Annotated in this window: 24 protein-coding genes and 1 riboswitch; of the genes, 13 read left to right on the top strand and 11 right to left on the bottom strand. The window is 64.1% G+C overall.

What is annotated here, in order from left to right; all coding sequences use genetic code 11:
* Window positions 1–40 precede the first annotated feature (40 nt).
* The 5 genes from JOE69_RS04365 to JOE69_RS04345 are packed head-to-tail and all read right to left on the bottom strand — an operon-like array spanning window position 41 to window position 4,215.
* Window positions 41–994: a sugar kinase gene (locus tag JOE69_RS04365; protein WP_309796388.1), complete on the bottom strand. Its 954-nt coding sequence runs from the start codon at window positions 992–994 to the stop codon at window positions 41–43.
* Window positions 991–1,662, bottom strand: coding sequence for an L-ribulose-5-phosphate 4-epimerase (locus tag JOE69_RS04360; RefSeq protein ID WP_309796386.1), 672 nt, complete (start codon window positions 1,660–1,662; stop codon window positions 991–993). Before JOE69_RS04360 ends, JOE69_RS04365 begins: the two co-directional genes overlap by 4 nt.
* Entirely contained in the window at window positions 1,659–2,576 is a 918-nt protein-coding gene (locus tag JOE69_RS04355; RefSeq protein WP_309796384.1) for an L-ribulose-5-phosphate 3-epimerase, read from the bottom strand. Before JOE69_RS04355 ends, JOE69_RS04360 begins: the two co-directional genes overlap by 4 nt.
* The gene (locus JOE69_RS04350; RefSeq protein ID WP_309796382.1) at window positions 2,573–3,232 is read right to left on the bottom strand and encodes an orotidine 5'-phosphate decarboxylase / HUMPS family protein; all 660 of its coding nucleotides are present in this window, start codon (window positions 3,230–3,232) and stop codon (window positions 2,573–2,575) included. Before JOE69_RS04350 ends, JOE69_RS04355 begins: the two co-directional genes overlap by 4 nt.
* Window positions 3,229–4,215: a phosphotriesterase family protein gene (locus tag JOE69_RS04345; protein ID WP_309796379.1), complete on the bottom strand. Its 987-nt coding sequence runs from the start codon at window positions 4,213–4,215 to the stop codon at window positions 3,229–3,231. The genes JOE69_RS04350 and JOE69_RS04345 overlap by 4 nt, the downstream gene beginning before the upstream one ends.
* A 228-nt stretch (window positions 4,216–4,443) precedes the next feature.
* Here JOE69_RS04345 and JOE69_RS04340 point away from each other — a divergent pair, with 228 nt between their 5' ends.
* A complete protein-coding gene (locus tag JOE69_RS04340) occupies window positions 4,444–5,442 on the top strand; it encodes a sugar-binding transcriptional regulator (RefSeq protein WP_309796377.1) in 999 nt (332 codons plus the stop codon).
* A 16-nt stretch (window positions 5,443–5,458) separates the two neighbouring features.
* Here the strand turns inward: JOE69_RS04340 and JOE69_RS04335 are convergent, their stop codons facing one another.
* The gene (locus JOE69_RS04335) at window positions 5,459–5,692 is read right to left on the bottom strand and encodes a hypothetical protein (protein ID WP_309796375.1); all 234 of its coding nucleotides are present in this window, start codon (window positions 5,690–5,692) and stop codon (window positions 5,459–5,461) included.
* A 66-nt stretch (window positions 5,693–5,758) separates the two neighbouring features.
* Window positions 5,759–6,439 carry a histidine phosphatase family protein gene (locus tag JOE69_RS04330; protein WP_309796373.1) on the bottom strand — a complete coding sequence of 227 codons (681 nt, stop codon included), beginning with the start codon at window positions 6,437–6,439 and terminating at the stop codon, window positions 5,759–5,761.
* 75 nt (window positions 6,440–6,514) lie between these two features.
* On the opposite strand from JOE69_RS04330, the gene JOE69_RS04325 reads away from it, so the two are divergent.
* Window positions 6,515–7,291, top strand: coding sequence for a CPBP family intramembrane glutamic endopeptidase (locus JOE69_RS04325; protein WP_374709671.1), 777 nt, complete (start codon window positions 6,515–6,517; stop codon window positions 7,289–7,291).
* A gap of 22 nt (window positions 7,292–7,313) precedes the next feature.
* On the opposite strand, the gene JOE69_RS04320 is transcribed toward JOE69_RS04325, so the two are convergent.
* Window positions 7,314–7,958 carry a VOC family protein gene (locus tag JOE69_RS04320; protein WP_296365051.1) on the bottom strand — a complete coding sequence of 215 codons (645 nt, stop codon included), beginning with the start codon at window positions 7,956–7,958 and terminating at the stop codon, window positions 7,314–7,316.
* Between the two features lie 150 nt (window positions 7,959–8,108).
* Window positions 8,109–8,236: riboswitch (SAM riboswitch) on the top strand.
* Between the two features lie 88 nt (window positions 8,237–8,324).
* On the opposite strand from JOE69_RS04320, the gene JOE69_RS04315 reads away from it, so the two are divergent.
* The 3 genes from JOE69_RS04315 to JOE69_RS04305 all read left to right on the top strand — a co-directional run bounded on the left by JOE69_RS04315 (window position 8,325) and on the right by JOE69_RS04305 (window position 11,601).
* On the top strand, window positions 8,325–9,638 hold the full coding sequence (locus JOE69_RS04315) for a bifunctional o-acetylhomoserine/o-acetylserine sulfhydrylase (RefSeq protein ID WP_309796369.1): 1,314 nt from the start codon (window positions 8,325–8,327) through the stop codon (window positions 9,636–9,638).
* Between the two features lie 5 nt (window positions 9,639–9,643).
* Window positions 9,644–10,801, top strand: coding sequence for a homoserine O-acetyltransferase MetX (metX, locus tag JOE69_RS04310; RefSeq protein ID WP_309796366.1), 1,158 nt, complete (start codon window positions 9,644–9,646; stop codon window positions 10,799–10,801).
* 80 nt (window positions 10,802–10,881) lie between these two features.
* Window positions 10,882–11,601 (top strand): TetR/AcrR family transcriptional regulator, encoded by a 720-nt coding sequence (locus JOE69_RS04305; RefSeq protein WP_296365047.1) that lies wholly within the window; start codon window positions 10,882–10,884, stop codon window positions 11,599–11,601.
* 22 nt (window positions 11,602–11,623) lie between these two features.
* Here JOE69_RS04305 and JOE69_RS04300 read toward each other — a convergent pair whose 3' ends face one another.
* Window positions 11,624–12,463, bottom strand: coding sequence for an SGNH/GDSL hydrolase family protein (locus JOE69_RS04300; RefSeq protein ID WP_309801151.1), 840 nt, complete (start codon window positions 12,461–12,463; stop codon window positions 11,624–11,626).
* A gap of 118 nt (window positions 12,464–12,581) precedes the next feature.
* On the opposite strand from JOE69_RS04300, the gene JOE69_RS04295 reads away from it, so the two are divergent.
* Entirely contained in the window at window positions 12,582–13,295 is a 714-nt protein-coding gene (locus tag JOE69_RS04295; RefSeq protein WP_309796364.1) for a hypothetical protein, read from the top strand.
* 24 nt (window positions 13,296–13,319) lie between these two features.
* Here the strand turns inward: JOE69_RS04295 and JOE69_RS04290 are convergent, their stop codons facing one another.
* Window positions 13,320–14,516, bottom strand: coding sequence for an MFS transporter (locus JOE69_RS04290; RefSeq protein ID WP_309796362.1), 1,197 nt, complete (start codon window positions 14,514–14,516; stop codon window positions 13,320–13,322).
* A gap of 249 nt (window positions 14,517–14,765) precedes the next feature.
* Here JOE69_RS04290 and JOE69_RS04285 point away from each other — a divergent pair, with 249 nt between their 5' ends.
* The 7 genes from JOE69_RS04285 (at window position 14,766) to JOE69_RS04255 (ending at window position 23,601) form a co-directional block, all read left to right on the top strand.
* The gene (locus JOE69_RS04285) at window positions 14,766–15,998 is read left to right on the top strand and encodes a cysteine desulfurase family protein (protein WP_309796360.1); all 1,233 of its coding nucleotides are present in this window, start codon (window positions 14,766–14,768) and stop codon (window positions 15,996–15,998) included.
* Window positions 15,999–16,002: 4 nt separating this feature from the next.
* Complete coding sequence (gene mnmA, locus JOE69_RS04280; protein ID WP_296365043.1) at window positions 16,003–17,127, top strand: tRNA 2-thiouridine(34) synthase MnmA; 1,125 nt, start codon at window positions 16,003–16,005, stop codon at window positions 17,125–17,127.
* Window positions 17,128–17,262: 135 nt separating this feature from the next.
* The gene (locus JOE69_RS04275; RefSeq protein WP_309796358.1) at window positions 17,263–17,955 is read left to right on the top strand and encodes a type 1 glutamine amidotransferase; all 693 of its coding nucleotides are present in this window, start codon (window positions 17,263–17,265) and stop codon (window positions 17,953–17,955) included.
* Between the two features lie 146 nt (window positions 17,956–18,101).
* Entirely contained in the window at window positions 18,102–19,739 is a 1,638-nt protein-coding gene (locus JOE69_RS04270; RefSeq protein WP_296365041.1) for an ABC transporter substrate-binding protein, read from the top strand.
* An 85-nt stretch (window positions 19,740–19,824) separates the two neighbouring features.
* The gene (locus JOE69_RS04265) at window positions 19,825–20,910 is read left to right on the top strand and encodes an ABC transporter permease (RefSeq protein ID WP_296365040.1); all 1,086 of its coding nucleotides are present in this window, start codon (window positions 19,825–19,827) and stop codon (window positions 20,908–20,910) included.
* A 1-nt stretch (window position 20,911) separates the two neighbouring features.
* The gene (locus JOE69_RS04260; protein WP_309796355.1) at window positions 20,912–21,937 is read left to right on the top strand and encodes an ABC transporter permease; all 1,026 of its coding nucleotides are present in this window, start codon (window positions 20,912–20,914) and stop codon (window positions 21,935–21,937) included.
* Window positions 21,934–23,601 carry a dipeptide ABC transporter ATP-binding protein gene (locus JOE69_RS04255; RefSeq protein WP_309796353.1) on the top strand — a complete coding sequence of 556 codons (1,668 nt, stop codon included), beginning with the start codon at window positions 21,934–21,936 and terminating at the stop codon, window positions 23,599–23,601. The genes JOE69_RS04260 and JOE69_RS04255 overlap by 4 nt, the downstream gene beginning before the upstream one ends.
* An 81-nt stretch (window positions 23,602–23,682) precedes the next feature.
* Here the strand turns inward: JOE69_RS04255 and JOE69_RS04250 are convergent, their stop codons facing one another.
* The gene (locus tag JOE69_RS04250) at window positions 23,683–25,134 is read right to left on the bottom strand and encodes an MFS transporter (RefSeq protein ID WP_309796350.1); all 1,452 of its coding nucleotides are present in this window, start codon (window positions 25,132–25,134) and stop codon (window positions 23,683–23,685) included.
* Window positions 25,135–25,204 lie beyond the last annotated feature (70 nt).

Raw genomic sequence — 25,204 nt, 5'->3', positions numbered from 1 at the left:
AGAATATTTTTGCCGCCCGAAGTAACGGGGGCCTCATGCTTCAGCGGACGATGTCGCTGGAGGCAGGTGCGGTGAGATCCGCGCGGTCGATATGGGTCAAATCGCCATGGTGGGTCAAGGCGTAACTGGCGGTGCGCAGACCGTGCCCGATCCCGGCGAGGATGTCTCCATTGAGATGCCCGTCAAGGGTTCCGGCAACGAATGCGTCTCCGGCTCCGGGCCGATCGGTCACCGGCACCACTGCAACCTCGTAATTTTTGCTGCCTTCCGGCCCCGCGTAGTACACGCCATTCACCCGGTCCGTGCTGATCACGGTTTCGACTCCAGTGCTCTCGCGAAGTGCCTGCACAACCTGCTCGCCATTGTCTCCGACGATACCGAAGACCCGTTGCCCGTCCTGCCGGGAACAGAACAGGATATCGACGTAGCCCAATAGCCGTCGGAGCGTGTTCCGGGCGTCCTCCGGACTCCAGAGCAGCGAACGGTAGTTGACGTCCAAGGCCACTTCAATGCCTCGTCGGTGCGCCTCGGTCACCGCATAGCGGATGAAGGCACTGGTTTTCTCCGTCAATGCGGTGGTGATCCCGGTGACGAAAAGAACTCTGGTGTCCAGCACCGCGTCCCACTCGAAGGATGCCGGTTCGATGTCCCGGAACGGCGTGTGCTCGCGGTCGTAGGTGACCCTTCCGGGCATCGGAGCTTCCCCTGATTCGAGGAAGTACAAGGCGACTCTGCCTTCTTGGGTGCGTTTGACGTGGCTCAGGTCCACTCCGACGGCACGGTATTCGTTGAGGATCCGGTCGCCGAGTTCGCCGACCGGAACCAGAGACCCCCACATGGTCTGATGGCCCAACTGGGCGAGTAAACCGGCGACGTTGGCCTCGGAACCGGCTGCGGTCATGGAAAGGCTCCGTGCGGTCAGCAGCCGGTCGCCGCGTGGCACAGTCAGGCGGAGTTGGCCCTCGCCGAAGGTCGAAACATCGTAGCGGGTCATGACCGGACCCCAACGCTGGCGGAGCCGGTCCCATAACGCTGCTGGTAGCGCTCGAAGTTGGCGGCAATCTCCTCGGCCGGCAGCGATTCCACGCGGCCGATCCCCATGGCTATCGAGACGGTTTTCGCCACATCCTCTACCATGACCGCTGCCTTGATTGCTTTCTCTATGGTTGCGCCAACCGTGAAGACCCCGTGTTGTTTCATCAAGATAGCAGGTGAGCGTCCCAGTTGGCGTACCACTTCGTCGCCGATCGCGGTGCCGCCGATCGGTGCGTAATCGCCGCAGGGCACCGGCCCGCCGAATTCGTCGGCGATGGCGGTCAGACAGCAGGGAATCGCCATTCCGGCAGCTGCGAACGCGCTCGCATAGTTCGAATGGGTATGCACGATACTGCGCAGCTCGGGACGCAAGCGATAGATCCTCAAGTGTGACGCGGTATCCGAAGAAGGTCCGCGGACTCCGTCGACGATATTGCCGTCGAGGTCCAGAACCACCATGTCTTCGGCGCGCATCTGCCCGTATTGCATTCCGGAGGGTTTGATCGCGACCAAGCCGGTTTCCGGGTCCCGGGCGGAAAGGTTCCCGCCGGTCCAGACCACGAGGCCGGCCTCGAACAACTGCTGGTTGCCGGCGCAGACCTGTGCGCGGAGTTCTGCCAAGATCATCCTGTTGCCCCCTCGGTGGTTTGCCTGCCGGGTGCCGGAATCACCGGAAGCCCGGCGTCCGCCAATTTCCTGCTGATGAATGCTCCGGCTTCGGTTGCCGCCCGGTTGGCATCCGGAGCATTGTCATTCCACATTTCGACCATGATCCGACCGGACCAGTTCTGCCGTTTCAATTCGGCGAATGCCGAATCCCAAGGCACTGCTCCGCTGCCCATCGGTACTCTGCGCGGTTGTCCGGGCAGAGTGTCTTTCACGTGCAGCGCGAGCATCCGGCCCTGGCCCCGGCGCAGTTCCGCGACAACGTCGAGTCCTTGTTCGCTGAGGTTTCCGATGTCCGGGTAGCTCTGCAACCAGGGAGATCCGATCCGGTCCGCGATCTCCAAGGCGGCACTGATCGAGGTCACATCTTCGCCGTCGACGTTTTCAATGCCCAGCTGGATGCCGCGCCGGGCCGCGTAATTCGTGCCGGCGGCCAACCCCGCCAGATAACGGCTGCGGGCTTGCGGGTCCGGCTGCTCGTAGAAGGCGAAATAGCCGGCGATCTGCAACACCGGTACGCCCAGGTCGACGCAGAGGTCGATGCCCGCAAGGAGGATCGAGAGCGCCTGGTCACGGCGCTGCGGTTCCTTGCTGGCCAAAGCGATCCGGCGATGTGCGGAAAGGCAGAGCCCTGCGATCCGGCTGCCTTCCCGTTCTGCTGCTGCGACCACCGTGCGTCGTTCCGGGCCGGTCCAAGCGAGCCGGGACAAACGCCCAGGAGTCTCGTCGATGGACAAATCCACGAAGGAATATCCTGCTTGGACCGCGGAAGCGAAAAAAGCATTCCAATCATTGCCGGGATCGCGCAGTGCCTTTTCATAGACACCCAGCTCGATACCGGGGCGGCTGAGCCACTGGGCGCTCAATGAGTTCATGGCCATACTGCCCCCAAAGCAGTACGGAAATCGGCCGCTGCCTTGGCAGGGTCTGCGGCTTGAACTATCGAGCGCCCGGCAATCACGATGCCCACCGGCTCGGTACTGAGTTGCGGGAGTTCCGACGCGGTGATCCCGCCGGTGATGGTGACCGTGAAACCCAACTGGTCGAGGAGTCGGATGCTGTCGATGTCGGAGCGTTTCCAGCGCAGCGAACCGGCGGCTTCGGCATCCCGGGACCGGTGTACGATCACGTGCTTCACACCTGCGGCACGCCAATGCACGGCGGCATCGGTGCGGTTAGCTTCGTCCAGCTCGATCTGGACTTCGGCGCCGTACTCCTCGGCGACTTTGCATACTTGGCCAACGGTGGTCAGGCTGGCACCGGCCACCACGGACACCAGATTGGCGCCGGAATCGAAGGCAAGCCGGGAGATGATGCTGCCGGCTTCGGCGATCCGCACATCGGCCAAAAGGTCCTTCTCGGGAAACAGCGCGTGGATTTCGCGGACCGCACGCATGCCTTCGGAGAGGCAAAGAATGGTGCCGACTTCGATGATGTCCACGGAAGCGGCGGCCGGCTGGAGCGCCCGATAGGCGTCATCCAGGGTGAAGGTGTCCAAAGCGATTTGCAGGCGGGGAGTAGCCGTTGTCACTTCGGGTCTCCGAAAGCGAAGAAACGCTGAGCGTTGTACATCAGCAAATCTTCGACGTAATCCCGTTCGAAGCCTTCGGCCAGTAGGCGCGGGGCGAAGACCGCAGGATCGAAGTCGACACCGTTGACCGAGCCGTAGGCCTTCTGGTATGACTTCTTGCCCGAGTCGGTGCCGAGGAGGAGCTGTTGGCCGAAGCCCAGCTTGCCCAGTTCCCGGACCAGATGAACGCGTGAGCTGTCCGGCAAGTACTTGATTCGGTAGGTGCCGTCGAGCTCGAGGTAGCAGCCCAGGCGAGTGATCTGCGACAGATACCAGACGTCCGCATTGCGCTGCACGTGTCCGATCGCGATGCGTCCGGCCGGCACACCTAGGGAAATCAGCCGCTCGGCCTGTTCCAGGGCTACCGTGCCGGCTGTGGTGTGGGTGTTGATCGGGCAACCGGTTTTGATCGATGCGATGGCCGCTGCCCGCAGAGTCTTCTCCTCCCAATCGGTGATCTTCCCGTAAGCGGAGGCGAATTTGATCACTCCGGCGCGGTACTGGGTGCGCTCGACGAGTGGGCCGGAGTAATCATGGGCGTCGATGCCCGACTCGATGTCTTCGATGAGCAAATCGGCGATCTGGTTCACCGAGTAGCGGTTGACCCAGTGCGAGGTGGTTTCCAAATAGACATGTTCGCGGTGGAAACCGGTGGCTGCGATGACGTGCAGGTCAGGAGTGGCCCGGTTGACTTCGACGAGCTTTCGGATGTCCCGACCGCAATTCGCCGGACACATGTCGACTACGGTGCCGCTCGCCGCCCAGGCCTTGGCGGCTTTGACGAAGTAGGAGGCTTCCTCGGTCGCCTTGCCGACGTCGGCCAGGGAATGGTCCGGGTCCAAGTAGACTTCTCCGGCACCCACCCGGATCAGGTGGTCGTGGCAATTGACGACGCCGAGGACATCCGTTGGGACGTCGCCGAAGATGGTTCGGGCGAAAGACATGGATACTCCTAGAAATGGACCGTGATCGGGCTTTCTTGGCGGCCGGATCAATCTGCGGCCCCCGTGATTCCATGCTGTCCAACCGAGTGCAGCAAAGGAATGGCAAGCATGAAATTAATTTCAAGGCATGAAATGCGCGACTGGATCATTCACGGCTGGCATGGCCCTTATCACGGAACTTTCAGACAACGGTTTGATGCAAGATGAATCGAATTTCAGGAGATGGCGATGTCAACCGATGCCGAGCGGCAGCATTTGGAGTTGCTTTTTGACGCGTCGCGGCGTTACTACCTGGAGCAGCAGAGCCAAGTTCGGATCGCCCAGGAGCTGAATTTCTCCCGGGCAACGGTCTCCCGGTTGTTGGCCGAGGCCCGGGAACGCGGTGTGGTGAAGTTCGAAGTGACCCATCCGATGGGCGGAGTCCTGGGCATAGAGCGCGAGCTTTGCGAGGCCTTCGGTCTCCGCCAGGCCCGCGTCGTGGATTCTTCGAATCCGCGTTCGCTTCCGGGACAGGTTGCCCGCAGTGCAGCCGAACTGATTCAACGAACGGTGCGGAAGGACTCCGTGATCGCAGTTTCGAACGGATCCGCTTTAGCCGCAGTGGTGGCAGAGCTGCCGGAAAAACGCCAGCGCAGCAGCGACGTCCACGTGGTTCAGATGATCGGCGCTTTGGGCAAGCACAACCCGATGCTGGACAGCCCCGAATTGTGCCGGAAGGTCGCGGCATCGTTCGGCGGAAGCTATCAGACGATGCCGGTGCCTTTGATCTTGGAAAGCGCAGAGCTCGCCGTGGCAATGCGTCGGGAATCACCGATTGCCACGGCCCTGGCCTTGGCGGCGCATGCCGATATTGCTTTGGTGGGCATCGGAGCCACTGACCGGCACGGATCGGGGCAGATCTTCGAAGGCTGGATGACGCCGGAAATTTCAGCCGGATTATGGCGGGACGGTGCCGTGGGCCACCTCGTGGGTCATCATTTCGACATTTCCGGGAAGCATGTGGACAGTGCGCTATGCCGCCGGTTGATTTCGGTCTCGCCGGACAAACTGGCACAGATCAAAGAAGTGATCGCGGTAGCCTACGGGCAGAAAAAGGTCCGCGCGATTCTTGCCGCTTTGCGGGCCGGTCACCTGTCCACGTTGATCACGGACTTCGGCACCGCCCGTGCGGTCCTGGATCTGGACCGGCTGACCCCGGATCTGGACGGATCTCCGGGCGATCAATAAAGGGTCCGTAGAGCGTTCAACCGGTTCGGCTGACGGACCGTTCCAGGGATTTCCGGCTCGCGAACCAGACGATGCCGCCGATGATCGGCATGGCCAGGGCCAACAGTGCGCAAACGAGTTTCAGCGGAACCGTGAGCCGGCTGCGTGCAATGGAAACCAGCGTGACCACGAACCAGAGCAGCGTCGCCACGGCGAGCAGGACCAAGCCCGGATCCCACCAGATCGGGACGATCGGATTCGTTGCGCCCATCTGTTGATCCTCGCACGGGTCGGGGCGCTAGTCCAGGATCAGGTCTGCCCCTCCGGGGCCGTCGGGCTAGGCCAACGGCCGGCCGGGGCGGTCCAGAACCGTTTGCCCGGGATCGACCTGGCTCCACTGCTGGAACGGCGGCTCGAGTGCGAAATGCCCATTATTGCGGACCAACGCCCGGACTTCGGCGTTCTCCGGATTGTTGAGCGATTCGAAGTACTCCACCGACCAGTGGAACCAGCGCATGCAGAAGAGCCGCATGGTCAAACCGTGGGTGACCAGGAGTGTGTTCGGGGGATAGTCCGGGGCGCTCCAATGCCGGTAGAGGGTATCCAGGAAAGAGGAGACCCGATCGTAGACGTCGGAGCCCGACTCGCCTTCCCGGAAGCGGTAGAAAAAATGCCCATAGGCGTTCCGGAGCTCTTTTTGCGCCGCGATCTCCGCCGGGTTCTGGAAGTTCGCCCAGTCCTGTTCCCGCAGCCTCGGCTCCTCCAGGACCCGTTGCACGCTGTCGCCGAGATTGAGTGCGGCCAAGGTCTGGTAGGCGCGCAGATACGGCGAGACATAGACGCAGACCTTTTCGCCGTCGAGCCGTTGCCGGATGCTTTCCCCGGCCGCCTCGGCCTGGGCCAGGCCCACATCGGTCAACGGAATCCGGTAATCCGGCACCCGGTCGTAAATCGTCTGGTCCACATTGGCCGCGGACTGGCCGTGGCGCAACATCAGGATCTGGCGGGGCGCGGTCATGCACCGAGTCTAACCATTGCGCCGGCCCGGTCGGCCGGAGTGGTCGAATCGCCGGCTCCGGGGCAGGATGGGGGAATGGCGAATCCTCAGACTCCGATGCGGTCGGGCGCGGCACCCCGGCCCGCGCAACGCCGGCGATGGCACGTGGAGATCCTGATCGTGCTGGGGCTCTCCTTGGGGCAGTCCGCGGTGAACGCGGTGGTGAACCTGATCGACAACCTCAGCCGGGGTCCGATCGCGGAAGCCACCGCGACCTTGAACACCAGCCGGAACAGCCGCGAATATTTCGATCTCACCTACCAGCTGCTCGGCAACTTCTTCGCCTTGGTGCCGGTGGCCCTGGTGCTCTATCTGCTCTGGCAGCCCGGGCGCAGCAGCTTCGAACGGCTCGGCTTCGATTTCGCCAAGCCGGGGCGGGACCTGCTGTGGGGCTTCGGGCTGCTGGTTCTGATCGGGGCGCCGTCGTTGTTGCTCTACGCGGCGGGCCGTGGTTTGGGCGTGACCGCGCAAATCGTGCCCAATTCGCTCCAGGACTATTGGTGGACCGTGCCGGTGCTGATCATCTCGGCGCTGCGCAACGCGGTGGTCGAGGAGGTCATCGTGGTCGGTTACTTGCTGGACCGGCTGTCCGGATTGGGCTGGCGGATCTGGCCGGCGATCGTGGTCAGCGCATTGCTGCGCGGCAGCTACCACCTCTACCAGGGCTTCGGACCATTTTTGGGCAATGTCCTGATGGGGCTGATTTTCGGCTGGCTCTACTCCAAAACCAAACGGGTGATGCCCTTGGTCATCGCGCACAGCCTGCTGGACATCGCAGCCTTCACCTTCAGCCGGCAACTCGGCTTCGGCTGAGCCCCGGGCCGATCGGCCGGGTTCAGACCGTGACCGGGCCCCGGGCCGTGTCGAAAGTGACGCTCATGATGCCGGGCGTGCCGTGCGGTGCAATCCATTCCACGGCCACGTCCTCGAGCGGCTTGTCCACGCACTCGCCGAGCCATTCGGTCACCCGCTCCGCGGAACCGGCGATGGTCAGGCTGGCCAGCGAGACCGTCCCGGGTTCTGCCTGCGAAGGGTGCAAGGCGGGATCGCCTTCCCATTTGAGCAAGTAGGGGACCTGCGGATCGGCGATCAGGCCTTTGATGCCGATCTGCTGCCAGACGAGTTCCCGGCCGTCCGGGAACTTGCGGTTCCCGGGCACTGCGGATCGGCCCAGCCGGGCTTCGAACGGGGAGAGGTCTTCGACTTCCACGCACCAGCCCATCCATCCGCCACCGGCGCTCGACCGGGCACGGACCGCTTGGCCGAAGGGTGCTTTGTCCGAAGCCGGATGATCCAGGACCTCGACCACTTCGATGTAATGGCGGGCCGTCAACGGAATGATCATGTTCCTGGTGCCGAAGCGCGGATGGATGCCTCCGCGTACTGCTTTGACGCCCAGCGCAGCGGCAATCCGCTCGGTGGTGGCAGTCAGTCCGTCGGGGTCACAAGCGTAAGAAACGTGGTCCATGCGCATGCTCATATCCTTGCACTTTGTGACATCCGTCTCGACTTAGGGTGACCTAAGCAACAAGTCTGCGAAGGTCGCGGGTCAGCAGCGTCCCGCAAGCGGAATCGTCACACCCCGTCACGGACTTGAACTGGCCCCGGACGCCTGCGCAAACTGGATCCAGGTCACGAGTGCCAGCAATGTCTTGACCAGACGCCTGCCCCGGCTTGCTGGACGGCAACCCTCCACCGCGGCGGGGTGCCCCGGGTGAAGACCAGGCCCTGGCCATCCGGCCAAGGCAAACGCGGGTCGATGCATCGTACCCGGCTGTCCGGGCGGAGCTTGCCGACCGTACGGCCGACGCCGAACATCGGGCCCCTTCAGATTGAGGAGTGCCTTGTGAGCAATGGTTGGTCATTCGAAACCCGGCAGATCCACGTCGGCCAAACGCCTGATGCAGCGACTGGAGCACGGGCGCTGCCGATCTACCAGACCACGTCGTTCGTCTTCCCGAGCGCGCAAAGCGCCGCGGACCGCTTCGCCCTGGCTGAACTCGAGCCGATCTACACCAGGATCGGCAATCCCACCCAAGACGCCGTCGAGCAGCGGATCGCCAGCCTGGAAGGCGGCGTCGGGGCCTTGCTCCTGGCGTCCGGGCAGGCCGCCGCGACGCTCGCGGTGCTGAACATCGCCGAAGCCGGCGACCACATCGTCTCCAGCCCGAGCCTCTACGGCGGCACCTACAACCTGTTCGCCCACACGCTGAAGAAGTTCGGCGTCGAGGTGTCCTTCGTCGACGATCCGGACGACCTGGAACACTGGCGTGCCGCGGTGCGGCCCAATACCAAGCTGTTCTTCGGCGAAGTGGTTTCCAACCCGAGGCAGGACATCCTGGATCTGGAAGGGGTCAGCGCGGTCGCGCACGAAGCCGGGGTGCCGCTGATCGTGGACAACACCCTGGCCACGCCTTATCTGATCCGGCCGCTCGAGTGGGGCGCGGACATCGTGGTGCATTCGGCGACCAAGTACCTGGGCGGCCACGGCGCCGCGATCGCCGGTGTGATCGTGGACGGCGGACGTTTCGACTTCGGCAAGGACCCGGCGAAATTCCCGGGGCTGAATACCCCAGACGAGTCGTACCACGGTCTGGTGTTCGCCCGGGACCTGGGCGTGGGCAGCGCCTTGGGCGCCAACCTCGCGTACATCTTGAAGGCCCGGGTGCAGCTGTTGCGCGATTTGGGTTCGGCAGTGTCGCCGTTCAATGCCTTCCTGATCGCGCAGGGCCTGGAGACCTTGAGCTTGCGGGTCGAACGGCATGTGGCCAATGCGGTCCAGGTCGCACAATGGCTCAGCGAGCATCCTGCGGTGGAGTCGGTGGCCTACGCCGGGCTGCCGTCCAGCCCGTGGTACCAGCGGGGCCGCAAATACGGTCCGAACGGCACCGGTGCGGTGCTGGCTTTCCAGATCAGCGGCGGCGCGGAGGCCGGCAAGAAATTCGTGGACGGCCTCGAACTGCATTCGCATGTGGCCAACATCGGCGACGTCCGTTCCCTGGTGATCCATCCCGCGTCGACCACGCACTCGCAGCTGACCCCGGAACAACAGCTGGCCGCCGGGGTGAACCCGGGGCTGGTGCGGCTTTCCGTGGGTCTGGAGAACATCGTGGACATCCTGGCCGATCTGGAGGCCGGCTTCCGCGCGGCGAAGGGTTGAAACGCATGGTGACATCGGATCTGGAGACCGCAGCGGTGCCGGAGCTGCCGGCACGGCAACCCGCCGTCGCGCGCGGCGACGGGCTACTGCGCGACCGGCAGATCGGCAACCTCGGGCTGGAGAGCGGCCTTGAGCTCCCCGGGGTGCGGATCGCCTATGAAAGCTGGGGGCGGCTGAACCCGGATGCTTCCAATGCGGTGCTGATCCAGCACGCACTCACCGGAAGCACGCACGTGGCACGCGGCGACAGCGACGAAGCCGGTTGGTGGGACGGCTTGGTCGGTCCGGGGCAGGCGATCGACACGGAACGCTATTTCGTCGTGGCCGCCAACCTCCTGGGCGGCTGTTACGGCAGTACCGGGCCGTCCTCGATCGCGCCCGACGGCGCTCCCTGGGGTTCCAGATTCCCCTTCGTCACGCTGCGGGACAGTGTCCGGGCGGAGGCCCGGTTGGCCGATGAGCTGGGCATCGGGCACTGGCACGCCGTGGTCGGCGGATCGATGGGCGGGGCCCGGGCACTCGAATGGGCGGTGTCGTATCCGGAGCGGGTGCGGCACGCCGTAGTGCTGGCCTCGTGTGCGGCCAGCACCGCGGAGCAGATCGCCTTGGCCCAGGCGCAAGTTTTGGCCATCGAGCAAGACCCGGATTTCCGGGGCGGCGACTACTACGACGGACCGATTCCAGCGGCCGGGTTGGGGTTGGCCCGGCGGATTGCGCATATCTCCTACCGTTCGGAGGCGGAGCTCGGCCAGCGGTTCGGCCGATCGGCACAGCCCGGCGAAGCCCCGGTATCCAGCCGGCGCGGGCCCGGCCGCGGCGCGCAACGCTATCAAGTGGAGGGCTATTTGGACCACCAGGCCGCCAAACTGGTGCAACGTTTCGATGCGAACAGCTACATCGTCCTGACCGAGGCCCTGATGAGCCACGACGTGCGACGCGGCCGGGGCGATCTGCATTCCGCTCTGGCCAGGGCGGCCGGAGTCGGATTCACCGTTGCCGCGGTCAGTTCCGACCGGTTGTATTTGCCGGCACAGAGCGAGGAACTGGCCGCTGCGCTGCCGGAGCCGACGCCGGTGCACCGGATTGCATCCGACGTCGGCCACGACGCTTTCTTGCTCGAAATCGCGCAGATTTCTGCACTTCTAGGCGAGATTTTCACCTGATCCGAGTCCTTTGGGGCAAAGTTCCGCCGCCACGGCTCAGCACCGTACTGACGAACACCCCTGACAGATATGATGATCCGGTGACCAACCTACAAGTGCGCCGCCGCGGCCGGGTGCCCACCATCTCCCGGGAGTCAGTGGCCCGAGCCGCCATCGGCTTGGGCTTCGAAGATCTGACCATGTCCACGGTGGCGGCTTCTTTGGGGGTCAAGCACTCCTCGCTGTACCGGCATGTCGGCTCTCGCGACGACTTGGTGTCGATGGCCATCGATCTCATGGCTTCGGAAGCGAAATGGCCGACTCCGGGTGCGGACTGGCGGGAATACCTGGAAAAGTTCACCGACGTGATGTGGACCATGTACGAAGAGTTCCCGGGTGTGGCCCCGGAACTGCAGCGGCTGCCGGCACCGCCATCCAGTGTGGTCTACATCTTCGCGGCCAGCACCGAAGCGTTGATCGACTTCGGCTTCGACCCGGAATCCGCAGTGCTGATCGTGGACACGATCTCGGACCTGACCATCGACAGCTACATGAACGCCTACCGCTTGCGGATCAGCCGGATGAAGCCGCTCAAGCCCGAGGCGGTCTCCCAGACCAGGTTCGCGCAGAACCCGCCCGGGCCGCTGAACGTGAAGAACCCGGACGGCCTGGAGAAGTTGCTCAGCCTCGCCTTCGACACCGACGGCAAGGCCTGGTGGCTGCGCAAACGGGCTTTGCTGCTGGACGGGATTTCGGCCCGGCTCAGCAGCAACCCGCCGGGGTCCGAGTTCGTGCTCGGTGGCCCGACGGAAGCCGGCTGAAGAAAACCTCGGCGGATTTCCGCTAGTGGCCACTCCGGTCCACCGGGCCGAAAACCGGGCCCGGCGTCGGCCGTTTGGCGGTGATCCCGTCGCCGGAGGACTGATGGCGGATCCGACGCAGCACCCAGGGCACCAAGAATTCCCGGGCCCAGACCAGGTCTTCGCTGCGGGCTTCGCGCCAGGTTCGGTGCGGTGCCGCGGCGGGGTGCAACGGCTCCAGTTGGTGCGGCACATTGAGCGAGTCCAAGGCCATGATCGCGATCCGGTGATGGCCCAAGGGCGAAAAGTGCAAGCGGTCGTCATCCCACATCTGCGGGTCCGAAAGCTCACGGAGCGACCACATGTCGGCAATCACGGCATCATGGCGGGCCGCCACGGTCCGCAGATTCTCGTTGTAGACCGCGACCCGCCCCCGGACCAGGCCCAGCACCGGGGTGTCCCGGATGTCCGGGCCATTGAACAGCAGCACGGTGGCCCCGGAGGCCGACATCTTGCCGACCGCGGAATCCAGGGTTTCGGCCAGCGCATCGGGATCCGAACCAGGCCGGATCAAGTCGTTGCCGCCCGCGGAGATCGAGATCAGATCAGGTTTGAGCGCGAGCGCGGGTTCGAGTTGCTCGTCCAAGATCTGCTGCAGCAGGCGTCCTCGGATGGCGAGGTTCGCGTAGGCGAAGTCGTGGTGGCCTTTGTTCAGCTCTTCGGCCACGCGATCCGCCCAGCCCCGGGTGCCGCCCGGGTTTCCGGGCTCGGGGTCGCCGATTCCCTCAGTGAAGGAATCGCCCATGGCCACGTAGCGCATCCAGGGGTGCAGATCGGTTTCGGAAGGGGGTCCGGCATGTCCGGCCGGGCAGTGCTGATTCATCACCTTCCTATCCTGCGCCTGAGGCACCCGGTTACGCCAACGTAGGTTTGTCCGATCGGGCCGGGCGGTTCACCGGTTACTGTATGTGCTGGGAGGAATACCGACGAAGGAGGACCCATTGCGCTGCCGAGCCGACTCCGGCCGTCGCTCGCCGAGACGGACTTTGGGCCTGGTCTGCGCTCTGGCCGTGGTTGTCGGCCTCGCCGCCTGCCAGCTCACCGTGGCCGCGCCTGAAACGAGTTCCGACCGGGTGAGCAGCGCGCCGCCGTCGTACCCGGGACCGGTGGTCACGCCCGGCCATGATGCTGCTGCGGTTGCTGCCAAAAACCTGGATTGGCAAGCCGGGAACACGCTCTCCGTCGGCGTACCGGTGGGCTGGAACGACCAGATCGGCCGGAGTTCCGGGACGGCTCCGGCCTGGACCAAGCTGATCGACAAACGGGCCGGGCTCACCAGATACCAAAATGCCAATGGCTGCCTGCTGGACTATTGGCAGACCGTGGACCAGCAAGCACTCATGGTCACTGAAGACGACCGATCCTCGACGCTGGCCCTGTTCAAATACCTGGTTCCGGAGCTCGCCGCCGAGGCGTTGCGGGATGCCGATTGGCCATGGACCGGTGATGCCGGCAAACCCGGCCCGGTGATCCAATTCCTCAGTGCCCGGAAGCCGGCCGTCGCCGGGGTCCCGGCCAGCATCTTCAGTGCCCGGATGCTCAACCACGCCGGCGTGGGCCTGGTGCTCTCCCTGGCCTGCCCGGCCGAGGCCCTGATCGATCCGACCCTGGCGGCGCTGCGGGACGAATTGACCGTGCAGCCACCGGCCCAATAGCCGCCGTTGTTCCGGGGCAGCAGATCAGCCGGCAGCCTGGACCGCGGCCTTTTCGGCAGCCTGGTTCGGCACCAGCGGTGCGGCCAGCAGCGGAGCCGCACCGATCAGGGCGAAGGCGAGCGGATAGCCGACGACGCCGATCAACGCGCCGATGGCCGGCGGCACGATCGCGGCGACCAGGAACTGGCCGGTGTTCTGCGCCCCGAGCGCCCGACCGGACCAATACGGACCGGCAGCCTCGGCGACCGAGGTGAAGGCCAAGCCGTTGTCCGCCACGGTGATCACCGAGGCGATGACCAGCAGCGCAATCGAAGCGGGGGAGTCCAGGCAGTCGCTCAGCGCCAGCAGCAGCATTCCGGCGGCGGCCGCGAGCGCGATCAACCGTAGCGGACGGACCCGGGAGCCGGCGCGGTCCGACCAGACCCCAGCGGCGATCCGGCCCAGCGCGCCGGCGATCTGCGCGAAGGCGATGATCGCGCCGGCGAGCGCTGGGGCCAACTGCCGTTCGCCGAGCAGCCACACCAGGGAAAATGTCCACAGTGTGAACTGCGGAATCACCAAGATCGCCGAGACCAGATGGATTCGGAACAGGAAATTGTTCTGCCGGTAGGGGTTCTCTGCACCGGGCGCTTCGCGTTTGGCCCGGCGCGGCGGATTGCTGATGCCGATCCAGCACAGTCCGGTGACCAGAACGGAGATTGCCACGACGGACCAGAGTGAGCCTTGCAGGGAGCCCGATTCGGCCAGCAACGGCAGCATCACCGAGGCGATGGCGACGCCGATCGGTTGCGCCATCTGCCGGATGCCCATGGCCAAACCGCGCTGCCGGGCCGGGAACCAGCCGACCACGATCCGGCCGCCGGCCGAGTTGGTGCACGCGGTGGCCGCGCCTGCGAAGAACAGCCAGAGGCCGAGCTGTACCGGGTTGCTGCTGAGCGCGGCTGCGCTCATGGTCAGCGCGGTCAGGGCCAGTCCGATGCCCAGCGACCGCCGTTCGCCGATCCGGTCGATGACGGCGCCCCAGGCGATCAGCACCAGCATCGTGCCGGCCAGCGGCATGCCGACCAGGAATCCGGCCTGGACCAGGTTCAGCCCCCATTGCCGGTTCAGGCTCGGGATCAGGAAGGCCATCCCGTTGACCACGATCGAACTGGTGGCTTGCGCCGCCACGGCCAAACCCAGCATGTACCACCGCCGCCAGCCGATATCGTGTTCAGTCATTAGTCGTCTCAATTGGTGAGATAGGTGTCTCGTATATTGGGTGTCCTGAGCATAGGCAGTTGCTTCAGGCAAAGGCTACTCGGTCCGAATCCTGGAATCGGCACATTACTTCTGCACAGATAGCTCGGATCCCGGCACGAAAAGTCTGCACACTAGCAACTTGAATCACGCTGGTCCCGCCATTTGTGCGGGCGTGAATGCAGCGGGCAAGAATTCACGCTCAATGACGGTTCACGGTAGAATTGCCAGGTGCCCGTGTACTTAGATCATGCGGCAACTACCCCCATTTCCGGGCCGGCGTTGGCCGCACTCACCCAAGAACTCAGCCGTAGCGGCAACCCATCGTCGCTGCACGGCTCGGGCCGTCGTGCCCGTTTGGTGGTCGAGCAGTCGCGCGAGACGCTGGCAAAAGCGGCCGGTGCGCACTTTTCCGAAGTGATTTTCGTCTCCGGCGGCACTGAAGCTGACAATCTGGCGGTCAAGGGGCTTTACTGGTCTCGAAACTCAGCTGATAAGCACCGGAAGCGAATTCTGGTCTCCACGATCGAGCATCCCGCAGTGCAAGACACCGTGGAGTGGCTTGTGGCCCACGAGGGTGCGGAAGCGGTCTGGCTGCCGGTCGACGCCGACGGCGTTCTGGACCTGGTGGCGTACCGGAACGCGCTCGACGACGATCCGGAGTCGATCGCCCTGGTCACCGTGATGTGGGCGAACAACGAGGTCGGCACGGTACAGCCGATAGCAGAAATCGTCGCGCTCGCCGCAGGCCACGGCATTCCGGTGCACTCCGATGCAGTTCAGGCTTTCGGCTCGATTCCGGTCGATTTCGCTGCCTCCGGGCTTGCTGCGATGTCGATCAGCGGGCACAAGATCGGCGGCCCGGTGGGCGTCGGCGCCTTGCTGCTCGGCCGGGCGGTCAAACTCACGCCGGTGCAACATGGCGGCGGCCAGGAACGGGATGTCCGTTCCGGAACTTTGGACACGCCGTCGATCGCGGCGTTCGCGGCGGCTGCCGATGCCGCCGTCGGGCAATTGCCGGAAGAGATGGCGCGGTTGTCCGGATTGCGCGACGATTTGATCGCACGCGTACGGAGCGAGATCCCCGATGCCGTCCTTCGCGGGTCAATGGAGCACCGGCTGCCTGGAAACGCGCATTTCACTTTCCCCGGTTGCGAAGGCGATTCGCTGCTGTTCCTTTTGGATATGGCCGGCATCGAGACGTCGACCGGTTCGGCGTGTACCGCCGGGGTGCCCAGGCCTTCGCAGGTGTTGTTGTCGATGGGCTTAGACGAAGACACTGCTCGCGGTGCGCAGCGATTCAGCTTGGGGCATACTTCGACCAAAAACGACGTTGACGCTCTTGTTGCCGCATTGCCGGCCGCTCATGCTCAAGCTAAACAAGCGGGTATGGCCGGGCATGTATCGAGTATTCAAACCGCAGCAACTCAGGATGTGCAGCGGAAACCAGTAGGGAAGTTGTAGCAGTATGAAGGTTTTAGCCGCCATGAGCGGGGGAGTGGACTCAGCAGTCGCCGCTGCCCGGGCCGTCGAGGCCGGGCACGAGGTAGTTGGCGTGCACTTGGCCCTGTCCAGGATGCCCGGCACGCTGCGTACCGGCAGCCGGGGCTGCTGCACGATCGAGGACTCCACGGACGCCTGGAAGGCCTGCGAGAAGCTCGGCATCCCGTATTACGTCTGGGACTTCTCGGAACGCTTCAAAGAAGACGTGGTGGACGACTTCATCGCGGAATACGCGGCCGGGCGCACCCCCAACCCGTGCATGCGCTGCAATGAGCGGATCAAGTTCGCGGCGCTGCTGGAAAAGGCCCTGGCGCTGGGTTTCGACGCGGTCTGCACCGGGCACTACGCCCGAGTGGACCAGGATGCGGACGGCAATTACGAATTGCACCGGGCCAACGACTGGGCCAAAGACCAGTCGTACGTGCTGGGCGTGCTCACTCATGAGCAGCTCAAGCATTCGATGTTCCCGCTCGCGGATGCGCAGACCAAAGCCGAGGTGCGCGCCGAGGCCGAGCGCCGCGGCCTCTCGGTGGCCAAGAAACCGGACAGCCACGACATCTGTTTCATTTCCGACGGCGACACCCGGGGCTGGCTCGCCGAGAAAATCGAGATGACCCCGGGCGAGATCGTGGATCAGAGCGGGGCCAAGGTGGGCACCCACGAGGGCGCCAATGCGTTTACTGTCGGTCAGCGCCGCGGGCTCAAACTGGGCACTCCGGCGGCCGATGGAAAGCCGCGCTTCGTGTTGGAAATCCGGCCCAAGGAGAACACCGTGGTCGTCGGGCCGGAGCAGCTGCTCGCAATGGACGAAATCCGCGGGATCAAGGTCTCCTGGGCCGGCGAGCCGATCGCGGAGGTGCATTCGGGCGCCGAATTTGATTGCATGGCGCAGGTCCGGGCGCACGGCGACCCGGTCCCGGCGCGGGCCCATATGATCACCGACGACGAGGGCGCGCCATTGCTCGTGGTCAACCTGATCGACCCGTTGCGCGGCGTCGCGCCCGGGCAGACCGTGGTGCTCTACCAGGGAACCCGGGTGCTCGGACAGGCCACGATCGACGCAGCACGTTCGCTGGCGTCGGTGGACTAGTGGCCGCCGCCGGCTGCTGGTCCGCCGCGGCGCGGAACCGGCAGACCGGACCAACGCCGAAGAACTGGCCCGAATTGCGGCCGGAGTTCCGCAGATGTGCCGGGCCGTGGAGCTTCGCGGCCTAGCATTGCCGGTATGGCTTACGTTCTGATCCTGCAGCACGTCCCGGTCGAAGGCCCCGGACTCATCGCGGCCGCACTGGATGCTTCCGGCGTCGAATACCGGATCCGCAACCTGCTCACCGAATCCGCTTCGCAGTTGCCGCCGGTGGCGGACCTCTGCGGCCTGGTTCTGATGGGCGGACCGATGGATGCCGGAGACGTCGAAGCGCATCCCGCGCTGGCTCTGGAGCAGCAACTGGTCCGGGATGCGATAGCGGCGCAGGTTCCGGTATTGGGTGTCTGCCTGGGGCATCAGATCATTGCGCTCGCTTTGGGCGCGGCGGTGGACTACGGCGCTACCCGGGAGATCGGCGTCGGGCCGGTCCAGGCCGCCGGCGAGCTGGCCTGCCTGACCGGAATCGATGTGCTGCACTGGCATACCGACAATGCCGGGCTGCCCGAAGGGGCAGAGTTGTTGGCCCACACCGCGGGCTGTCCGAACCAGGCATTCCGGTTCGGCAGCGCCCTTGGCGTGCAGTTCCACCTCGAACTGGACGAAGCGTTGCTCGCAGCCTGGCTGGACAGCGGGATGTCCGCCGAGCTGGCCCCGCGGACCGAAGGAAGCCTGCTGCTCGACTTCGCCCGGCAGAACAGTTTGCGGCAGCGTGTCGCGGGGCAAATTTTTGGCCAATTTTCAGACCAGGCACAGGCTTTGCGTGATAACTAACTGATTGCAACTTTTGCCCTCGAGGAGAAAAGTGCGTCAATCTCTGGTAGAAACAGTGCATCACGATTGTGCGCTGACTCACACCGATTGGTAGTTTGCTGGGGGGCATTGGCAGCGCAAATCACTCTTCGAAAGAAAGTTCGCAGATGTCCAAGAACACACACAAGCTGCGCTATTTCGCGGCTTTTGCGGGCGTGTCCGCGCTTGCGCTCACGGCTTGCACCGGCCCGGCAGGCAACACCGGAGACACCGGTGCTTCTGGCGGCAGCGGCAGTTACACGATCGGCACCACTGACAAGGTCGTTGCGTTGGATCCCGCGGGTTCCTACGACAATGGATCGCAGTTCATGGAGACCCAGGTCTACCCGCTGCTGATGAACATCAAGCCCGGCGGCAAGGAAATCGAGCCGGATCTGGCCCAATCGGCGTCGTTCACGTCGCCGACCGAGTTCACTGTGAAGCTGCGGCCCAACCTCAAATTCGCGAACGGCCACACGCTCGACTCCAAGGACGTCAAGTTCAGCTTCGACCGGATCGTCAAAATCAACGACCCGCAGGGCCCGGCATCGCTGCTCACCAACTTGGACAGCATCACCACGCCGGATGCGGATACCGCGGTCTTCAAGCTCAAGCAGCCCAATGACCAGACGTTCCCCGGGGTGCTGACCACGGTGGCCGGCCCGATCGTGGACGATGAAGTCTTCCCGGCGGACAAGATCATGTCTGATGAGGACATCGCCAAGGCGCGCCCGTTCGCCGGCCCGTACGACATCACCAGCTACAAGAAGAACGAATTGGTGAGCCTCAAGGCCAACCCGAGTTATGTGGGCCTGATCGACAAGCCGAAGAGCGACGTCGTCAACATCAAGTACTACGCGGACGCGAACAACCTCAAGCTCGATATCCAGACCAACAAGATCGACGTGGCCTGGCGCAGCTTGAGCGCAACCGACATCGGCGACCTCAAGACCAAGGACAATGTCAAAGTCTTGACCGGTCCGGGCGGCGAATTGCGTTACATGGTCTTCAACTTCGACACCATGCCGTTCGGTGCCAAGACCGCGGAAGCGGATCCGAAGAAGGCGCTTGCCGTCCGCCAGGCGATGGCCGATGTGATCGACCGCAAGTCGATCGCCGAGGATGTCTACAAAGGCACCTACAGCCCGGTGTATTCGCCGGTCCCCTCGGGCCTGGCCAATGCCACCGAGCCGCTCAAGTCGCTTTACGGCGACGGCAACGGCGGGCCCAGCCTGGACAAAGCCAAGCAGCGCTTCGCGGACGCCGGAGTCACCGGCCCGGTCACCATCAACTTGCAGTACAACCCGGACCACTACGGCCCCGGATCCGGCGACGAATACGCCAAGGTGAAGGATCAGTTGGAGAAGTCCGGCTTGTTCACGGTCAACCTGCAGTCGACGGAATGGGTCCAGTACTCCAAGGACCGCACCCAGGACCTGTACCCGGTATACCAGCTGGGTTGGTTCCCGGATTACTCGGACGCGGACAACTACTTGACCCCGTTCTTCGTCAAGGACAACTTCCTGGCGAACCGTTACGACAATCCTGAAGTGCAGAGCTTGATCGCACAGCAGCAGGGCACCGACGACAAGGCCAAGCGGGCCGAGCTGATCGCGCAAATCCAGGAATTGGAAGCGAAGGACCTCTCCACGCTGCCGATCCTGCAGGGCGAGCAGATCGCGGTTGCGGGCAAGAACGTGAACGGGGTTGAACAGACCCTCGACGCGGCCTTCAAGTTCCGCGCAGCGGTAGTTTCCAAAAACTGAGGACACTCAGGGCGGGGTTCCACCGTGGACCCCGCCCTGAGTCCTGTCCTGCGACGTGTGCCGCAGGACTCTAACAAAGGCAAAAATGACTGCGCTCATAGACTCCCCGGTCGGCGCCGAACCCCCGAGCCTGAAGAAGGCGCGGGGCTCCGGCGGCGGACTGGGCAAATATCTTCTGATCCGCTTTCTGCTGATCATCCCCACGATCTTCATCCTGGTCAGCATGGTGTTCTTCCTGATGCGGGTCATCGGCGACCCGATCACGGCTGCGCTCGGCGGCCGGCTGCCGCAGGAGCAACTGCAGGCGAAAATCCACGAAGCCGGGTACGACCGGCCGATCCTGATCCAGTACTTCGAATACCTGGGCCAGGTGTTCACCGGCAACTTCGGCACCACCTTGACCAATCAACCGGTGACCCAGGTCCTGGCGACCTACGGTTCGGCCACGTTGGAACTGGCGTTCTTCGCCTTGATCGTGGCTTTGCTGCTGGGCATTCCGCTCGGCATGTTGGCCGCGAAGTTCCGGGACAAATGGCCGGACGCGGTGTTGCGGATCCTGGCGATCCTGGGCTATGCCACGCCGGTGTTCTTCGCCGGTTTGCTGCTGAAGCTGGTGTTCTCGGTCTGGCTGGGTTGGTTCCCGGTCTCCGGCCGGGCGAATACCGAGAATGCGCTGGCGCTGCAGAGCTTGGGCGCACCGACCGGGATCTATTTCATCGATGCGATCCGCAGCGGCAATTTCGCCGCCCTGGGGGATGTGCTGCAGCACGCGGTGTTGCCGGCAATCGCCTTGGGCTTGCTTACCGGAGGGGTTTTCCTGCGGTTGGTCCGGACCAACGTGATCGGCACCTTGGGCAAAGACTACGTCGAGGCAGGGCGTTCCCGCGGCGTCAGCGAATTCCGTCTGGTCACCAAGCACGCTTACAAGCCGGCGCTGATCCCGATCATCACGGTGATGGGCCTGCAAATCGCAATGTTGCTCGGCGGTGCGGTGCTGACCGAAACCACTTTCGAGTGGAAAGGCCTCGGCTTCCAACTGGCCCAATACCTGGGCGCGCGCGACTTCGTGGCGGTGCAGGGCATCGTGGCATTCCTGGCCGTGGTGGTCGCGGTGACCAATTTCCTGGTCGACGTCATCGCCGCCTTGATCGATCCTCGAGTGAGGTACTGAGATGTCTGCACTTTCGACCCCGCAATTGCCGTTGCGGAAGAAGAGCTGGCTGAGCCGGCTGCCCATCGTTTCGCATCTCCAGATCAGCGTCGGACTGCAACGCGGCATGCTTATCGCCGGCACCGTGCTGACTGCGTTGTTCGTGCTGACCGCGATCTTCGCGCCGTTGATCGCGCCTTACGGCTACAACCAGATCAGCGACGCGAACGGCAACAGCTTCCCGACCCAGTCGCCGCCGTCGGCCCAGCATTTGTGGGGTACCACGGTGGGCGGTTACGACGTGCTGTCCCGGACACTCTGGGGTGCGCAAACCGCGATTTCGGTGATCATCATCGCGGTGATCCTGTCGATTTTCATCGGCGTGATCCTGGGCTTGGTCTCCGGCTACCTCGGCGGTTGGCTCGATCGGGTCCTGGTGGTCCTGGCGGATGCGATCTACGCCTTCCCGTCCTTGCTGCTGGCGATCGTGATGTCGATCATCATCTCCGGCGGAAAGTCGAACCTCTGGTCCGGCATCTTCGCCGCGGCGATTTCGATCACGGTGGTCTTCGTGCCGCAGTATTTCCGGGTGGTCCGGGCGGAGACCATCCGGCTCAAAGCCGAACCGTTCGTCGAATCGGCCAAGGTGGTCGGTGCCTCGACGTGGCGGATCATGGGCCGGCATATCTTCAAGAACGCCACCCGGACTCTGCCGTTGATCTTCACCTTGAATTCCTCGGAAGCCATTCTGACCCTGGCCGGGTTGGGCTTTTTGGGCTTCGGCATCGAACCGACGGCGGCCGCGGAATGGGGCTTCGACCTGAACAAGGCCTTGGCCGACGCGACCAGCGGCATCTGGTGGACCGGCATCTTCCCGGGCTTGGCCATCGTGCTCACGGTCTTGGGGCTGACCCTGGTGGGTGAAAGCATGAACGATCTGAACGATCCGCGATTGCGCGGCCGCCGAACTGCGGGCAAGAAAAATGCCGGCACCAAGCGCGGCGCAGCGGCCATCGCAGCGACGCAGAACCCGGAGGCTTCGGCATGAGCGAGAACGTCCTGCAGATCGAGCATCTGAAAGTCACGTTCGCCACCGATGGCGGCGATGTGAAAGCGGTCAACGACATCGGGCTCTCGGTGGCACCGGGCGAGGTGCTGGCGATCGTCGGCGAGTCCGGTTCCGGGAAAACGGTCACCGCGAAAACCATCCTGGGGCTGTTGCCGGAGACTGCGGTCAGCTCCGGCGCCGTCGTGGTCAGCGGGCACGACGTGTTGAGCATCTCCGGCGCGGAACTGCGAGCCGTCCGTGGCCGGGATGTCTCAATGGTGTTCCAAGAGCCGTCGACCGCGTTGAATCCGGTGTTCACGGTAGGCTGGCAGATCGCCGAAGGCCTATGTTCGCATGCGGCCAAAAACGGCAGGAAGGTCTCCCGCAAGGAAGCCAAAGCCGCCGCGATCGAAGCGCTGCGCAAGGTCGGCATGCCGGAGCCGGAGAAGCGGGTGGATTACTACCCGCATCAGTTCTCCGGCGGGCAGAAACAACGCGTGGTGATTGCCGCGGCCCTGGCGCTGAATCCTTCGCTGATCGTGGCGGATGAGCCGACGACGGCGTTGGACGTGACTGTGCAGGCCGAGATCCTCGAACTGCTCCGCGACGTGCGGGACAAGTTCGGCACCTCGATCGTGCTGATCACGCACAATATGGGCGTGGTGGCGGATCTGGCCGATCGCGTCGTGGTGATGTACCGCGGCGACATCGTGGAAGAAGCGCCGGTCAAGGCCTTGTTCGCGGAGCCGAAGCAGCAATACACCAGGGATCTCTTGGCCGCGGTGCCGCACCTGGGCCGGAATTCGGCGTCGGCGGGCCTGACCGAACGCGCGCATCAGGATGCTGAGCTGCTGGTGGATGCCAGGAATCTGGTGATCGAGTATCCGGGCAGGTTCGGGCGCAGCGGGTTCCGGGCGGTCGACGAGGTGAATTTCACCATCTCGGCCGGCGAAGTCTTCGGCCTGGTCGGCGAGTCGGGTTCCGGCAAGACCACGATCAGCCGCGCGATCGCCGGGCTCAACCGCACCACCTCGGGATCGCTCAAGGTGCTCGGCTACGAAATGCTCGACTTCAAGGAACGCAGTTTCAAGCCCTTGCGCAAGGACATCGGCTTCGTCTTCCAGGACCCGGCAGCCTCTTTCAACCCGCAACTGACCATCGGGGATTGCGTGGCTGAGCCGCTGCTCATCCACACCCAGGCGTCGAAAGCGGAGTGCTCGAAGCGGGTCGGCGAGCTGCTCGAAGCAGTCCAGTTGCCGGCGTCGTACGCGGCGCGTTACCCGCATGAGCTCTCCGGCGGGCAACGGCAGCGGGCCTCCCTGGCCCGGGCGTTGGCACTCAATCCGAAGCTGCTGATCGCCGACGAGCCGACCTCGGCGCTCGACGTTTCGGTGCAGGCCAAGGTCTTGCAGCTGTTCCGTGAGATCCAAGCCGAGTTCGGATTCGCGGCGTTGTTCATCAGCCACGACTTGGCCGTGGTGGACATGCTCGCCGAATGGGTCGGCGTGCTCTACAAGGGCAAGCTGGTCGAGCAGGGGATCGGTTCGCGGGTGATGAGCCAGCCGCAGGACGATTACACCAAACGGCTGATCGCCTCGCTGCCGGTGCCGGATCCGACCGAGCAGGCCAAACGCCGCGAAGCGCATCAGGCGCTCCTCGGCTGATTTCCCAGGCCGAACGCACACTTGGTGCGGCTAGACGCCGCGCGAGTGCACCAAGTGTGCACTCGCGCGGCGGAGGAGAGATCAGGCGGGCAGAGCGTCCGGGGTGGCCGTGGCCGGGTGCCGGTGCAGATGCCAGGAGAACAGGCCGAAAAGCACCGTGACCAGGATCTGCACCGCCAGGCAGAAGACGAATCCGCCGAAGAAGCCGAATTGCTGCAGCTGGCTCAGCGTGAAATAGAGGCCGCCCAGTACCGCGACGCCGAGTGAGAACGCCAGCTGCTGAACCGTGCTGAACAAGCCGCCGGACAACCCGGCCGCCCAGGACGGGATCTGGCTCATCACGGTGTTGATCAACGGGCCGAACATGACCGCCTGGGCTGCGCCGAGCAGCACCAGGGCAATCTGCAGATGCCATTGCTGCACCTGGGAGCCTTCGAGCAGCAATTCCACGGCCAACGCGGCGAGGGCCAGGAGCTGGAACCCGGCGCCGACCAGCATGGTGTGTTTGCCCAACCTGCGGCTGATCCGGTGCAGATAGACCGAGGTGACTACGAAGGCCAACGCGAAGAGCACGATGGCCAATCCCGAACCCAAGCCGGAGTAGTGCATGCCGCGTTGGGTCAACGAGGAGAACTCGAACATGAAGGCGCCGTACCCGGTGAAGAACAACAGGTTCATCGCCAGGCCCATCCGCAAGGCGCGCACTCGGAACAACGACGGCGGCGCGAGCGGAATCGCGCCCGCGGATTCCAAGGATTTTTCCCGGCGGGCGAAGAGTCCGCCGACGACCACGGCCGCCAGGAGCAGGACCACGGCGAGCCAGATCGCAGCGCCGGCCGAAAACAACGTCATCGAGACGATGAAGGCGGCGAGCGCGAGGCCGAGCAGGATCGCCCCCCAGAGATCCATCGACAGCGGGGCGTCGGATCTGGTCGGCCGGACCAGCCGGATCAGGGCCAAGGAAATCGACGCGACGCCGGCGGCCAGGAACATCACCGGACGCCAGCTCAGCCCGAACAGGTCGGCGGTGAGCAGCGCTCCACTGGCCATCTGGCCGACGACGGTCCCGATGCCGGCGATGGCGGCGTACCTGGCCAGGGCGATGGTACGTTTTTCGCCGCTCGAGGTCGCTTGGATCGTGGAGAGGATCTGCGGCAGCACCAGACCGATCCCGATGCCCTGCAGCACCCGGGCGACGATCAGCAAGGCCACCGAGTTGCTCAGCCCCGCTCCGACCGATGCGACTGCGAAGACCAACAGCCCCCAGGCCAACACCCTGCGGCGGCCGAACCGGTCGCCCAAACGCCCAGCGAGGATCAGCACCGCTGCGAGCACCGTGGTGTAGCTGCTGAGGATGAAACTCTGTTGCAGGCCGTCGGCCTTGAGTTCGGTCCCGAAAACCGGGGCCAGCAGGTTCATCGAGCCGAAGGTGAAGGTTGCCAGGAATGCTGCCAGGTAAAGCACCGGGTAGCCGAGCCGGGCCTTGACCGCCGCGGTGTCCTCGGCCGGAATCTGTATCGTCGCAGTTGCCATGGCTCAAGCATGCGCTTTGTTTTATTCTGGTACTAGGAGTCTGTTTATCCTAGTATTGAAAATGCTGTGT

The sequence above is a fragment of the Arthrobacter russicus genome (assembly GCF_031454135.1).
GTDB lineage: Bacteria > Actinomycetota > Actinomycetes > Actinomycetales > Micrococcaceae > Renibacterium > Renibacterium russicum.
This window is presented reverse-complemented; position numbering and strand designations above follow the sequence as displayed.